A 14,170-nucleotide genomic window follows, 5' to 3' on the forward strand; every position below is an offset into this window, starting at 1 on the left:
ACCGACGGAAATACTCGTTGTCCCCGGGATGATCGATGGCCCGGCGTGCCCAGCCATGAGCTGGCCGAGATGCTGAATACCGCCCAGCCTCGCAAATTGACAGTACAGCAACCGGTCAAGAAATACCGGCTTGCGCACGCGCCGGTTGCTCCGGTTCAGTCCAACGTCGGATTATTTCACCCGCTCACCCCGTTTCGCGAACGCTTCTTTGATCCGCCGGGATTTTGGAAAATCTTAATACTGTTTTCAGAGATTATTAAGTCTGTAGTTTATCGCGCGGTGACAATACTGAAATGCGCTCGACTCGGCATAATTCGACATTATCCCGCCTGACTGGCGCAAGCCGGAACACCCTCGCACGGGAGAGACATCCCGTTAACCTGATTTTCATGTCGATGGTGACATGCCATTTTGCGGATGAGGACCGTTTGATATAGCCTTATTTTGCAATTTTCAGGGCAATCATCAGAACAACCAGAATGTTACTGCCTGAGGGGGGGGCGTCTTCATGTCGTTCGACTAATATCGCCCGCCGCGTCGTCTGGCCGATTTCCATCGTTATCCCTTGATTGAATCCGACTCCGTTTCCGGATCGTCGGAAGGGTACGTTTTATCTGGCATTTCCGGCCCGCCTTCTTTGCCGTTCCGTGTCGTCGATCTGTTTCTTGCTTTTCGTGGCAGATAGCGAGGAGAGAAAGTATGAGTAGCGTACGTTCGAGAAGGATCCGGGATCCGCTTCCGCGATTCGTGTTGCCGACGGGCGTGTGTGTGGCGCTCACCAGCGCGGGCATCATTCCCGCATATGCGACCTGCAGCACCGCGGGTACCACCGTGACGTGCTCGGGCATCGCCAACCCGCTCCAGCCGAGCTATGCGAACAGCGCGAACAACATCAACGCCACCGTCAATCCCGGCGCGAGTGTCGGCGTGCTGCTCGGCGTCGGCGGCACGGCGATGTCGCTGACCGGCAACAACACCACACTGACCAACAACGGCACGATCGACCCGTCGGCGCTCGGCGCGGGGCTCGGCGTACTGTCGAGCGGCGCGGTGCTCGGCAACGCGTCGGCGAGCATCAACACCACGGTCGTCAACAACGGCACGATGAACGGCTCGACCGGGGTGGCGATCAGCGGCGTGACGGGCATGGCGCTTTCGGTCCAGAACGGCACGGGCGGCACGTCGCACATTACGAACACCGGTACGATCGGCTCGAACCCGCTGGTCGGCGCGACCCTCGTCGGCGCGGATGCGCCCGTGGTTGCCGCGTACGGCGGCGGCCAGGTCCAGATGTCGAACAGCGGCACGATCAACGGCCGCGTCTCGTTCGGTTCGAACGGGACGCCCGGGCAAGGCAATACGTTCACCAACTCGGGCACGATCAACGGCGGCGTGTCGATGGGCGCGAACAGCAACAACACGTTCACCGCGGTGACGGGCTCGTCGGTCAACACGGCGGGAGGCACCGGCGGCGCGTTCAACATCACGGTCGGTCCGAACACGCTCAACGTGGCGGCGACGGGCATCGTCGATGGCGGCGCGGGCGGCAACAACACGCTCAACCTGCAGCAGGGGACCTTTGCGAACGGCACGATCGCGGCCAACAACTACATCAATTTCAATCACCTGACCGTCGCGAGCGGCAACTGGACGATCAACGGCGCGTCGACTGCGCAGGACGCGACGCTGTCGGGCGGTGTCGCGATCATCAACAACAACGCGTCGCTCGGCACCGGCAATATCACCGGCAACGGCGGCGCGCTGCAGGCGGGCACGGCTGGGCTCAACGTCGCCAACGACGTGACGCTCGGCGCGGGCGGGCTGACGGTGCAGGGCCCAACCGGGCTGACGCTGTCGGGCACGGTGTCGGGCGGCGGTGCGCTGACGAAGAACGACGGTGGCACGCTGACGCTGTCGGGCGCGAACAACTACACGGGCGGCACGAACCTGAATGCCGGCGGCCTCGTGGTCGGCAACAACGGGGCGCTCGGCACCGGCGCGTTGAATGTCAATGCGTCGGCGTCGCTCGACTCGAGCACGAACGCGACACTCAACAACACGGTCAATCTCGCCACCGGCACGACGCTGACGATCGGCGGCAGCAACGGTCTCGGGCTGGCAGGTTCGATCAACGGCAACGGCGGCCTCGTCAAGAACGGCGCAGCGACGACGACGCTAAGCGGCGTCAACACGTACACGGGCGATACGACGATCAACGCCGGCACGCTCGCGCTGAGCGGAGGCGGCAGCCTGGCGACGACCGGCACCGTCAACCTGGCCGGCGCGGGCGCGACGTTCGATGTGAGCGGCGCGTCGGGCGCGCGGACAATCGGCGCGCTGGCGGGCACGGCCGGCACGAACGTGAACCTCGGCAGCAACTCGCTGACGCTCAACGGCAGCAGCAACACGACGTACGCCGGCACGATCGCCGGCGCGGGCAGCATCACGCTCTCGGGCAGCGGCACGCAAACGCTGACTGGGACAAACGTGTACACGGGCGGCACGAACCTGAACGGCGGCAACCTCGTCGTCGCAAGCAACACGTCGCTCGGTACCGGCGCCGTGAACGTCAACAGCGCGTCAACCCTCGACGCGACCACCAACGTGTCGCTCGCGAACAGCGTCAATCTCGCCACGGGCACGACGCTGACGCTCGGCGGCAGCACCAATCTCGGCCTGGGCGGCACGATCTCCGGCGGGGGCGGTCTCGTCAAGAACGGCGCGGCGGCGCTGACGCTTTCCGGCGCAAACAACTACACGGGCGGCACGACAATCAACGCCGGTGGCCTGGTGCTCGGCAACGGCGCGGCGCTCGGCACCGGTGCGCTGAATGTCGGTGGCGCAGCGACGCTCGATACGACCACGAGCCTGACGGTCGGCAACGCCGTCAACCTCGGCACGGGCACGACGCTGACCCTCGGCGGCAGCAATGCTCTTGGCCTGAGCGGCGGGATCACCGGTGCGGGCGCGCTCGTGAAGAACGGCGCCGCGACGACAACGTTGACGGGCGCGAACAATTACACGGGCGGCACGACCATCAACGCCGGCACGCTGGCGATCGGCGCGGGCGGCAGCCTGGCTTCGACGGGCGCGGTCAACCTGGCAAATGCGGGCGCAACATTCGACGTGAGCGGCGCAACGAGCGCACAGACGATCGGCGCCCTGAACGGCGCGGCCGGCACGAACGTCAACCTGGGCGGCAACGCGCTGACGCTGGGCGGAACCGCCAGCGGCACATTCAGCGGCGCAATCGGCGGCAGCGGCAGCCTGACGTTGGCCGGCACCGGCACGCAGACGCTGAACGGCGCAAGCACGTACTCGGGCGGCACGCACCTGAACAGCGGCAGCCTGGTGGTCGGCAACAATGCGGCGCTCGGTACCGGCACGCTGAACGTCGGCGGCGCGGCGACGCTCGATACCAACACGAACCTGACGCTCAACAACGGCGTGAACCTCGGCACCGGCGCGACACTGACGCTCGGTGGCAGCAATGCCCTTGGCCTGAGCGGCGGGATTGCCGGCGCAGGCAATCTCGTGAAGAACGGCGCAGCGACGACGACGCTGACGGCCGCGAACACCTACACGGGCAGCACAACGATCAACGCCGGCACGCTGGCGCTTGGCGCGGGTGGCAGTTTCGCGTCAACGGGCGCGGTGAACCTGGCCAACGCAGGCGCGGCGCTCGACCTGAGCGGCGCATCGGGCGCCCAATCGCTCGGAGCGCTGAACGGCGTCGCCGGCACGAACGTGAACCTCGGCGGCAACGCGTTGACGCTGGGCGGAACCGCCAGCGGCACCTTCAGCGGCGTGATCGGCGGCGCCGGCAGCCTGACGCTGGCCGGCACCGGCACGCAAACGCTGACCGGCGCGAACGTCTACACGGGCGGCACGCACCTGAACAGCGGCGGGCTGGTGCTCGGCAATGGCGCAGCGCTCGGCTCCGGCACACTGAACGTTGGCGGTGCGGCAACGCTCGATACGACCACGAGCCTGACGGTCGGCAACGCCGTCAACCTCGGGACGGGCGCGACGCTGACCCTCGGCGGCAGCAACGCCCTTGGCCTGAACGGCGGAATCACCGGCGCGGGCGCGCTCGTGAAGAACGGCGCAGCGACGACGACGTTGACGGGCGCGAACAATTACACAGGCGGCACGACCATCAACGCCGGCACGCTCGCACTGGGCGCAGGTGGCAGCCTCACCTCGACGGGCGCAATCAATCTGGCCGGCGCGGGCGCGACGCTCGACCTCAGCAGCGCAACGGGCGCGCAGACGCTCGGTGCGCTGTCCGGTGCGGCGGGCACGAACGTCAGTCTGGGTGCCAACACGCTGACGCTGAACGGCAGCGGCACGACGTTCGGCGGCACGATCGGCGGCACGGGTGGCATCACCGTGGCGAGCGGTACGCAGGTGCTCACCGGCGGCAACACCTACACCGGCGGCACCACGATCGCGACCGGCGGCACGCTGCAGCTCGGCAACGGCGGCGCGTCGGGCAACGTCTCGGGCAACATCATCGACAACGGTGCACTCGTCTTCAACCAGTCCGGCAATGTGACGGTGAGCGGTGCGCTGTCCGGCTCCGGTTCACTCACGCAGGCGGGCAGCGGACAACTGACCCTGGCAGGCACAAGCACGCTGTCCGGGCCGACAACGGTCGGGGCCGGTACGCTGGCCGTCAACGGCTCACTGGCCGCCTCGACCGTGACCGTGCAGAACGGCGCGACGGTGACGGGCACCGGCACAATCGGCGGCCTCGTCGTCACGAGCGGCGGGACGGCATCGCTGCAGCAGCCGGGGCAAGCGCTGAACGTCGCGGGCAACGTGACGTTCCAGCCGGGCTCAACGCTGCAGGTCGCTGCAACACCACAGCAAAGCGGCAGTCTTGCCGCGACGGGCAGCGCGACGCTGAATGGCGGCAACGTGCAGGTCGTCGCAGGCGACGCGTCGTACCAGGCGAACACGCGGTACACGATCCTGAGCGCGAGCGCAGGCGTTCAGGGGCAATTCGCAAGTGTGAGCTCGACCTATGCGTTCTTGACGCCGCTGCTCAACTATGACCCGGGCCACGTGTACCTGAGGCTGACGTCGAACGGCGCGTCGTTCGCGTCGGTTGCGACGACGCCGAACGAAGTGGCCGTCGCCAACATGCTTGGCACACTGAGCGCGAGCAATCCGGTGTACAACTCCGTGCTGATTGCGGACGCACCTACCGCGCGCACCGCGTTCAGGCAGCTCGACGGCGAGCTGTACGCAAGCGCGAAGAGCATGCTGCTGACCGACAGCCGCTACGTGCGCGATGCGGTGACGGACCGCACGCGCCAGGGGCTCGCGGCGGGGTCGGGGCCGCTCGCGGCGCTGTCGTCCGGCGGCGCTGCACGGTGTGACGCCACAGGCGGCGGCGCGGCGGGCGAGCGGCAGCTCGGCTCGCGCGCCGACTGCGGCAGCAACATGCCGTACCAACCGGTCCTGTGGGGGCAGGCGTTCGGCAGCCGCAGCCAGTTGACCGGCGACGGCAACGCGTCGACGATCAACCGCAGCCAGACCGGCTTCATCGCCGGCGCGGACATGGCACTCAGCGACAGCGGGCGCGTTGGCCTCGCAGGTAGCATCACGCACAGCTCGCTCGACAATGCGTTGGCCTCGACGGCATCGCTCAACAGCTACTCGGTCGTACTGTACGGCGGTGCGCAGTTCGACGCGCTGGGCGTGCGCGGCGGCGCAGCGTACACGTGGCACCGGATCGACAGCAACCGCCATCCGTCGTACGCAGGCTTCGCCGACAGCGACTCCGCCAGCTACAACGCGAACACCACGCAGGTGTTCGCCGAGACCGGTTATGCGATCCCGGTCGGGCGTGTCGCGCTGGAACCGTTTGCCGGACTGGCATACGTGAGCCTGCACACGGGCGGCTACACGGAAAACGGCGGCGCAGCCGCGCTGCGCACCGACTCGGACACGAGCCACGTCGGCTTCTCGACGCTGGGCGTGCGGGCAGCGACGGAACTCAGCGCGCTCGCGAAAGGCACCTTGACCGCGCGCGGGATGCTCGGCTGGCGGCACGCGTTCGGCGCCACGCAGCCAACGTCGACGTTCGCGTTCGCGGCCGGCGGTGCATCGTTCCAGGTCGCGGGGGTGCCGATCGCGCGCGACAGCGCGGTGTTGGAGGTCGGGCTCGATGCCAGCGTCACGAAGAACCTGACGCTCAGCGTGTCATACAGCGGCCAGTTCGGCAGCGGCATACGCGACAACGCGGTGCTCGGCAACATCCTGTGGCGATTCTGATCCCCCTCTGAGGCAGAAGCGCAGACAAGCGGCCCCGCCCGGCATGAATGCTGGACGGGGCCGCTGTTCTTATACGGGACAGGAGTCACTCCTTGGCCCATCAAGCTGCGGAAATATTCGTTGCATCCCTAACGATCTGCAACTAGACTGCCGCGCATGTTCGATCACTGCCTGTACTTCAACACCACCGCGCTCGCACGCACCGTCGAGCGTGAATGGACCACTGCGTACGCACCGTTCAGCCTGACACCCCCGCAGGGGTTCGTGTTGCGCGTGGTGCTCAAGCGGCCCGGCGTGCTCAACCGCGAGCTGGCCGAGGTGCTGGGCATTGCGCGGCCGACCGGCACCCGGCTTGTCGATGGCCTGGTCGCCAAAGGGTTGGTAGAGCGCCAGCCCTCGGCAGAAGATGGCCGCGAGTGGAACCTGTTCCCCACCGATGCCGCGCGTGCAATGGAAGCCGCGCTGCAAGCGGCCAGCGCCAAGGTGGCGCGGCGATTGCGCGAACACGTGGGCACCAGCATGTTCGACGATACGGTCCAGGCCATCCGTGACGTGCGCAGCGCGCTAAACACGTAGCAAACACCAAGGCGGCATCTGCCGCTTTTTTCATCGAAATATAGTTGCATACCTACTGATTTTTGCAAGGAGCCCATGCATGACCACCGTACTCGTCACCGGCATCGAACCATTTGAATCCGACCCGACCAACCCGTCGTGGGACATCGCGCAAGCGCTCGATGGCACGCAAGTCGACGGTGCAACCATCGTGGCGCGGCAGTTGCCGTGCGTGTTTGGCGTCGCCAATGATCAGTTGGTGGCGGCGATTGAAGAAACGTCGCCCACGCTGGTGTTCGCGCTCGGGTTGGCGAGCGGGCGCGCAGAGATCTCGGTGGAGCGTGTTGCGATCAACGTGATCGACGCGCGCATTCCCGACAACGCAGGCAACCAGCCGGTCGATACGCCGGTGGTGTCAGATGGGCCGACAGCGTATTTCTCCACGCTGCCGATCAAAGCGATCGTGCAGGCGCTGCGCGAAGCGGGGGTGCCGGCGGCGGTGTCGCAAAGCGCCGGCACCTACAACTGCAACCACCTGTTCTACGGCCTGATGCACCACATCGCCACACGTGCGCCGCAGGTGCGCGGCGGCTTCATCCACGTGCCGACCACGCCCGAGCTGGCAGCGCAGCATGCGGGTCGGCCGAGCCTGTCGCTCGATACACAGGTCAAGGGGATACGCACCGCGATTCGCGTTGCACTTGCCACCAGCGCCGATCTGAAGGTCAGTGGTGGTGCGGTGCACTAGGGCAGACGCTGCGCCCGATGCTACGATCCGAGCCAACATCACTTCGCGAGGATCCCCACATGAAGAAGAGTGCATGGATGCTCGGCATCTGCTTGGCAGTCGCAGGCGCGCTTGGTTCGATCACGTTACCTGCACAGGCGCAGGTGTCCGTCCACGTGCGGGTCGGCCCGCCACCGGCGCCGCGCCACGAGCGGATTCCGAGACTGCCGCCGGGCTATGTGTGGGCGCCAGGCTACTGGCAACTGCACGGCAACCGTTACGTCTGGCGCCCTGGCCATCAGATGCGTGGCCGCCCTGGCCAACATTGGCGCGCGCCACATTGGGTGCACGGCCGCCATGGCTGGGAAATGCGCCAAGGTGGCTGGGACCGGAACCGCCCCAAGAACCACATCCACACCTGCTCCCCGGGCCGCAGGTGTTGATGGGGCTACGAAAGGCCGGCAATGCGCCGGCCTTTTTTTTGCCGAAGGCGCCTCAGGCCACCAACGGCATCAGCAACATGCGCTCGGCCAATTCACGGCGGAATCCGTCGAACGCCTGCGCAGCAGACTCTGCGCCGCGCGCCGTGTTCTGCAACCGAATGCCATCCACCTGCTGGATGCCCACGGTGGCAAACACGTAGCGCAGATACGGCATGAGGAAATCCGTCTGCGCGTGGGCGCCGTCAAAGTTGCCGCCCGATGCCGACACCACCAGCACCGAGCGATCTGCCAGCACGCCCACCTTGCCTGTCGGCGTCCGGCGGAACGTGCGCTCCGGGCGCACCACCAAGTCGAGCCACGCCTTCAGTGTCGACGGCACTGTGTAGTTGTGCACCGGCGTGGAGATCAGAACAGCATCCGCCGCCTCCAGCTCACCGATCAACGTTTCGGACAACGCCAGTTCAGCATGATGTGCGCCTGTGCGATCGGCATCGGGCATCAGGCTGGCCTCGACAAAGGCGGCATCGGGATGCGGCAGCGGCGTCGTAGCAAGATCGCGCTCAATGATCCGCAGGCCCGAGGTGGCTTCGGCCAGTTGAGCGAGCACAAGTTGCGCCGCGCGCCGGCTGTGCGATCGGCCTTCTCTTGGGCTCACGGCCACATGCAGCAATGTCGTCATGCGGCACCTCCAGCCGGTATGTTGAATCCGAAACGCAGCGCGCCGGCCAGCAGGCCATTGCGGTAATAGAAGCGGTGGCCGAGCACGTTGGACAACGGCGTGTCCAGAACCAGCCGCACACAGCCCAGGCGCTGCGCCACGTCCTTCAGATAATCCATCAGCACATTGCCCAGGCCGCTGCTGCGCAGGTTGGCATCGGTCACCAGATCGTCCACGTACAGGAACGGACCGTAGACCAGGTTCTCCTGCACCCGGTAACCGGCCAGTGCGACGGGCATGCCATCGCGCCAGACAGCGATGAGGCGATAGCCGTGCTCAATCTGCCGGCGCCAGCGCGCGGCCAGCTCATCGGCATCGGCCAGATGCGGCCGCAGTTGATGCATGACGGGAAAGCACGCGCGCAGCGCGGCTTCGTCTTCAATAGGGCGGATGGTGTCCATGGTCATGCCTCCTGCGGTGCGACGGGAGCGGGCACCTGCGGCGCAAAGCGCAGCGACACGGCAATGCGGTTCCACGCTTGGATGTTGGCGATGGCGGCCGTGAGGAAGGCCACCTCGGTCTTGGAGAAGTGTTCACGCACGGCGTCATACGCGTGGTCTTCCACACCGTGACCGGTGGCCCGTGCCAGCGAGGTCAGCTCTTCCGTCCAGGCCAGCGCGGCACGCTCGCGCGGCGTGAACACCACCGGCGTATCGCGCCAGACGGCCACCAGATCCAACTTGGAAGCCGCCACGCCCAGCTTGCGCGACAGGTTCAGGTGGAACTGCACGCAAAACGCGCAGCCGTTGATTTGCGAAGCGCGCACCTTGATGAGTTCGGTCAGCGGCTTTTCCAGCCCGGAGGCGTCGACCGCCTTGCCGAGCGCCTGCAATGCGGCCGGCACACCAACGGCGGTTTCGACGAATTCCGTGTAATCCATGCGAGGCGAGAGATCGTGCATGTGCGGCTCCTGTTCCGGGCGCTATCGTGGAGTGAAGTTGCAAGAGTGTTAATATCAGTGCTCGAACATCATATTCGAACTCTGACATCATGAGCAAGCGCGCCCCCGCCGCCGACGCGGGCAACGAGTTGGACACGCCCTTCATTCCCGAGCCTGGCCAGGGCAAACGCGGTGAAGAAGGCTATCTGGGCTACCTGCTGCGCCAGGCCAGCGCCGCGCACCGTCTGCGCATGGAGCGCGCCATGGTCGATGTGGGCGTCACGCTGCCGCAGTTCCTGGTGCTGACCATGATCCGCGCCTACCCTGGCGTCTCGAATGCTGACCTTGCCCGCCTGGCGATGCTGACGCCACAAACCGTGAGCGTGATCGTCGCCAACCTGGAGCGCAGCGGCGCCATCACGCGCCGGCCGCATGCCGTGCACGGCCGCATCCAGCACATCGACGTGACGCCCGAAGGGGCAGCCCTGCTGGCCGCCTGCCGGAAGCGATCCGGCGGCATCGAACGAGAGTTGCTCGAAGGCTTTACGCCCGAAGAAGAACAGGTCGTGCGGCGCTGGCTGGTTCACGCGGCCATGGTGGGCGGCGACAAAGCAACGCTCTGAGGCACCGGTTGGAGACGCTGCCTGACCGAAATCTTTGCACCCGTCCTTGACTTCCGGACGGTCGTCACTATCATTCGATGTATCTTAAGATATATCGAATGATGTTCTGCAGGAGCGTGACGATGCACGGATGGTTTGGACGCCACCACAAAATGTGGATGGAAAAGCATTTCATGATGATGGGCCGGCACGGCCACGGCCGCGGTGGTTTTGGCCGCGGGATGGGCGGTATGGGTGGCTTCGGCGGCCCGGGCGGCTACGGTGAGGGTGATGACGACGGCGGCAGCCCCTGGCGCGGCCGCCGGCTGAGTTCGGCCGACCTGCAGCTCGTTCTGCTGGCGCTGCTCAAGGGCACCCCGCGCCACGGCTACGAACTCATCAAGGCGGTGGAAGAGCACTCGCTGGGCTTCTACACACCGAGCCCCGGCATGGTGTACCCGGCGCTGTCGTACTTGGAAGACCACGGCTTCGCCTCTGTCACGGTCGAGGGCAACAAGAAGCGTTACGGCATCACGCCCGAGGGCGAAGCCTGGCTGGCCGAACGCCAGCACAGTGCAGACGCCATCCTTGCGCAACTGCGTGCCATGGGTGAACGCGTCAAGCGCATGAATGAAGCCATGGCTTTCGACCGCGAAACCGATGGCTCGGCTGAATGGACCGACACCAGCGACGACCCGCTGCGCACCGCACGCTGGCGTTTGAAGTTCGCCATCATGGAAAAGCGCTTCGCCTCGCGCGAAGAGCAACAACGCGTGGCAGACATCCTGCTGCGCGCCCTCAAGGAAATCACCGGAGAGCGCTGAACTGTGCGGCGCGATCCGGGTGGCCTGTCGCCGCCTGGGCTGCGCCCGTGCAGCCCACTTTCCTCCTTTCCGCAGCCCAACTATGTTTGCCTTCTACCGCACACAAGGTCTCATGTCGCAGCTGCTTAGCCCCCTCAAACCCGCTACACGCCGCGTGCGTGTGCATGCCATTCACACACTGTCGCCACGCATGCGCCGCGTGGTCTTTACCGGTGTATCGCCAACCGACCTAGCCGATCTAGCCAACATGTCGCCGGGCGCCGCGATCAAGCTGATGTTTCCGCTCGGCGCGAATGCAGCCGCCGATCGCAAGCTGGGCCGCGCATACACCATCCGCCGCTACCACGCCGAGCGCGCCGAACTGGAAGTCGACTTCGTCGTGCACGACGAGACGCCCGCCGCACAACACGGCCCAGCGGCCCGTTGGCTGGAGCACGCCGCACCCGGCGATGAAGTGGAGTTTGCTGGCCCCAAGCGCGGCTTCCAGGCAAACCCCGCTGCACCCTGGACATTGCTGGTGGGCGATGAAACGGCACTGCCGGCCATCTTTGCCATTCTGGAGAGCCTGCCCGAGCGCACGCCGGTGCACGCCTTTATCGCCATCAGCGATGCGCGTGCACGATTGCCGCTCGAAGGTGCATTTGCCGGGCATCCGCGCGGTCATGACATCCACTGGATCGAGGCCGACACTGCACACGCGGGCGCCATGGTCGTGGGCGCGCTGAGTGCGCAGACGTTGCCGACAGGCACACCGCAAGTCTTCCTGGCGGGTGAGGCGTCACTGCTCAAGCAGGTGCGCACGCTGCTCGAAGGCACCTGGGCGGTGCCGCGCGATGCCATCGATGCCAAGGGCTACTGGACAGCCGGACTCACACGCGAGCAGCGTAAGGCGCAAGAGCGCCGTTAGTCCAACCGGCAAGAGCGCCTCTAAACCCACCCGACGTTTCGGCCGGTGCAGTCACGCCGCGCCGCGCACCCAATCACCCAGCACGCGCTGCCCATACAGCAGCGCGGCATCCATCGCCTCACGCGGTGAGCCGAACGTACACCCCGGCAGCACAGGCTGCGAGCCGGTCAGTGACGGCCCCTCCGCGCTGCGGAAGACCACGTCGATCCGGGCCTCCCAGCCGCGCTCGCCCGCCGGGATCACCCGAGGGACGATCTCCACGTCTCCACAGATCTTGACCACCTTGCTCCTCCGTCTCCAACGGTTGCATCCGCGTCGTCCTCAATTTAGCAATGGCTATGCCCGCCAAATCCCTTTCCTGGAGGCGGGAGGCGCCACCCGCCCGTTTGATCTGGATCAATTCGCTTCACATTTCGAGCTTTAGCCCCGCGCCTGGCGTGCCGTTGCAAAGGAGGACTCCCGCCAACTTCTGCTGACATCCGCCTACCTGCGCGCCCACAAGGCGCGGCACACCATGCGCACGAACCTCCCGGTCACCCAAGCCGAAACCGCACTCGCCCCCACCGACTACCTCATCTCCCGCACCGACCTCAAAGGCCGCATCGTCTTCGCCAACCCGGCGTTCGTGCGTGTCAGCGGCTACACGCAGGAAGAGCTGGTGGGCGCACCGCACAACCTCGTGCGCCACCCCGACATGCCCGAGGCCGCCTTTGCCGACCTGTGGACCACGCTGCAAGCCGGCAAGCCGTGGCGTGGCTTAGTGAAGAACCGGCGCAAAGACGGCGGCTTCTACTGGGTGCTTGCCAACGTCACGCCCGTGTTCCAGGGCAGCAACGTCGTCGGCTATACGTCGGTGCGGTCGATGGCAACGCCCTCGCAGATAGCGCGCGCGCAGCGCGCCTACACGGCCATCAACGAAGGCGACACGTCTTACACCGTGCGCGCCGGACGCATCCTGCGCACGGGCTGGCGACGTGCCATCAACCTGTTTCAGCGCGACAGCCTGCGCTTCAAGGTCATCGGGCTGCAAAGCCTGATTGCCGTGGCCATCCTGATCGGCACGCTATGGGCGCACATCGCGCTGGAAGCCGCCGACCTGCACAACGCCACATGGCTGGTACTCAGCCGCGACTGGCTGTGGCTTACCGGCGTGGGCTGCGCAGGGCTGGCGACCATGTCAGGCGTGCTGCTGGCCCGCACGCTCATCCGCCCGCTGGAAGAAGCCGCCACGCTGGCCACGCGCCTGGCCGCCGGTGACTTGACCACCGCCGTGGAAGTGCGCTCCAGCGATGAGTTGGGCGAAGTGATGCGGGCCATGGGCACCATGCGTGCGAGCCTGTCTTCCATCGTGCGCGACATCCAGGATGGCGCCACCAACGTCGCGCACAGTACGCTGCAGATTTCTGCCGGCAACCATGACCTGTCGGCCCGCACCGAGCAGCAGGCCGCCGCGCTGGAAGAAACCGCATCGAGCATGGAAGAACTCACGTCGATGGTCGCGCGCAACGCCGACCACGCCCGCGAGGCCAGCACGCTCGCCGAGCAAGCCTCCACCATTGCCGCCGACGGTGGGCAGGTCGTGCAACGCGTGGTAGACACCATGGACGCCATCCGCGCCGACAGCCAGCGCGTGACCGAGATCATCGCCACCATCGAGAGCATCGCGTTCCAAACCAACATCCTCGCGCTCAACGCCGCCGTGGAAGCCGCCCGCGCAGGAGAAGAAGGCCGCGGCTTTGCCGTCGTTGCCGGCGAGGTGCGCAGCCTCGCGCAACGCAGCGCGCAGGCCGCCGCGCAAAGCAAGGAGATCATCCGCGCGTCTGATCAATCCGTGCGCGATGGCGTGGACCTCGTCCACAAGGCTGGCGCCACCATGACGCAGATCGTGCAATCGGTGCAGACCGTCACGCAGCTAATGTCGGAAATTTCGGCTAGCTCGCGCGAGCAGAGCAGCGGCATTGCGCAGATCAACGCGTCGGTCTCGCAGTTGGATGGGGTGACGCAGCAGAACGCTACGCTGGTGGAAGAAGCGGCAGCAGCCACCTCGGTGCTGGCGCGGCAGTCGGAGGACTTGAAGCACGCGGTGGCGGTGTTTCGGGCTTGACGTGCTTGGGCGCTTGGCAAGTTTTTGATGCTGTTGGTGCATCTGCTGTTTCGTCCCCTGCCGGGGCCGACTCACTTTCTTTGTCTTGCCAAAGAAAGTAAGCAAAGAAAGGCGCGCCCGATGCG

13 protein-coding genes are annotated in these 14,170 nt (G+C 66.0%); 9 read left to right on the forward strand and 4 right to left on the reverse strand.

Annotation, left to right across the window (positions count from 1 at the left end):
• Nucleotides 1–69 precede the first annotated feature (69 nt).
• The 5 genes from PI87_RS29310 to PI87_RS26830 all read left to right on the forward strand — a co-directional run bounded on the left by PI87_RS29310 (nt 70) and on the right by PI87_RS26830 (nt 8,010).
• Complete coding sequence (locus PI87_RS29310; protein WP_157003255.1) at nt 70–333, forward strand: hypothetical protein; 264 nt, start codon at nt 70–72, stop codon at nt 331–333.
• A gap of 366 nt (nt 334–699) precedes the next feature.
• Nucleotides 700–6,285, forward strand: coding sequence for an autotransporter domain-containing protein (locus tag PI87_RS26815; protein ID WP_039600792.1), 5,586 nt, complete (start codon nt 700–702; stop codon nt 6,283–6,285).
• Between the two features lie 156 nt (nt 6,286–6,441).
• Nucleotides 6,442–6,861 carry a MarR family winged helix-turn-helix transcriptional regulator gene (locus PI87_RS26820; RefSeq protein WP_039600793.1) on the forward strand — a complete coding sequence of 140 codons (420 nt, stop codon included), beginning with the start codon at nt 6,442–6,444 and terminating at the stop codon, nt 6,859–6,861.
• A gap of 79 nt (nt 6,862–6,940) precedes the next feature.
• On the forward strand, nt 6,941–7,588 hold the full coding sequence (gene pcp, locus PI87_RS26825; RefSeq protein ID WP_039600794.1) for a pyroglutamyl-peptidase I: 648 nt from the start codon (nt 6,941–6,943) through the stop codon (nt 7,586–7,588).
• Between the two features lie 59 nt (nt 7,589–7,647).
• Nucleotides 7,648–8,010: a YXWGXW repeat-containing protein gene (locus tag PI87_RS26830; protein ID WP_052321785.1), complete on the forward strand. Its 363-nt coding sequence runs from the start codon at nt 7,648–7,650 to the stop codon at nt 8,008–8,010.
• 52 nt (nt 8,011–8,062) lie between these two features.
• Here the strand turns inward: PI87_RS26830 and PI87_RS26835 are convergent, their stop codons facing one another.
• From PI87_RS26835 to PI87_RS26845, 3 genes are read right to left on the reverse strand one after another with little or no spacing between them, the layout of a single operon-like run.
• Nucleotides 8,063–8,689 carry an FMN-dependent NADH-azoreductase gene (locus PI87_RS26835; protein WP_039600795.1) on the reverse strand — a complete coding sequence of 209 codons (627 nt, stop codon included), beginning with the start codon at nt 8,687–8,689 and terminating at the stop codon, nt 8,063–8,065.
• The gene (locus tag PI87_RS26840; RefSeq protein ID WP_039600796.1) at nt 8,686–9,135 is read right to left on the reverse strand and encodes a GNAT family N-acetyltransferase; all 450 of its coding nucleotides are present in this window, start codon (nt 9,133–9,135) and stop codon (nt 8,686–8,688) included. Before PI87_RS26840 ends, PI87_RS26835 begins: the two co-directional genes overlap by 4 nt.
• Nucleotides 9,132–9,629, reverse strand: coding sequence for a carboxymuconolactone decarboxylase family protein (locus PI87_RS26845; RefSeq protein ID WP_039600797.1), 498 nt, complete (start codon nt 9,627–9,629; stop codon nt 9,132–9,134). The genes PI87_RS26840 and PI87_RS26845 overlap by 4 nt, the downstream gene beginning before the upstream one ends.
• Nucleotides 9,630–9,718: 89 nt before the next feature.
• On the opposite strand from PI87_RS26845, the gene PI87_RS26850 reads away from it, so the two are divergent.
• The 3 genes from PI87_RS26850 to PI87_RS26860 all read left to right on the forward strand — a co-directional run bounded on the left by PI87_RS26850 (nt 9,719) and on the right by PI87_RS26860 (nt 11,941).
• Entirely contained in the window at nt 9,719–10,231 is a 513-nt protein-coding gene (locus PI87_RS26850; protein WP_039600798.1) for a MarR family winged helix-turn-helix transcriptional regulator, read from the forward strand.
• Nucleotides 10,232–10,353: 122 nt separating this feature from the next.
• Nucleotides 10,354–11,034: a PadR family transcriptional regulator gene (locus tag PI87_RS26855; RefSeq protein ID WP_039600799.1), complete on the forward strand. Its 681-nt coding sequence runs from the start codon at nt 10,354–10,356 to the stop codon at nt 11,032–11,034.
• 82 nt (nt 11,035–11,116) lie between these two features.
• Complete coding sequence (locus PI87_RS26860; RefSeq protein WP_039600800.1) at nt 11,117–11,941, forward strand: siderophore-interacting protein; 825 nt, start codon at nt 11,117–11,119, stop codon at nt 11,939–11,941.
• A 51-nt stretch (nt 11,942–11,992) separates the two neighbouring features.
• Here the strand turns inward: PI87_RS26860 and PI87_RS26865 are convergent, their stop codons facing one another.
• On the reverse strand, nt 11,993–12,223 hold the full coding sequence (locus PI87_RS26865) for a hypothetical protein (RefSeq protein ID WP_039600801.1): 231 nt from the start codon (nt 12,221–12,223) through the stop codon (nt 11,993–11,995).
• A 232-nt stretch (nt 12,224–12,455) separates the two neighbouring features.
• Here PI87_RS26865 and PI87_RS26870 point away from each other — a divergent pair, with 232 nt between their 5' ends.
• Nucleotides 12,456–14,045 carry a methyl-accepting chemotaxis protein gene (locus PI87_RS26870; protein WP_039600802.1) on the forward strand — a complete coding sequence of 530 codons (1,590 nt, stop codon included), beginning with the start codon at nt 12,456–12,458 and terminating at the stop codon, nt 14,043–14,045.
• Nucleotides 14,046–14,170: the final 125 nt, after the last annotated feature.

The organism is Ralstonia sp. A12 (assembly GCF_000801955.1).
Taxonomy (GTDB): domain Bacteria; phylum Pseudomonadota; class Gammaproteobacteria; order Burkholderiales; family Burkholderiaceae; genus Ralstonia.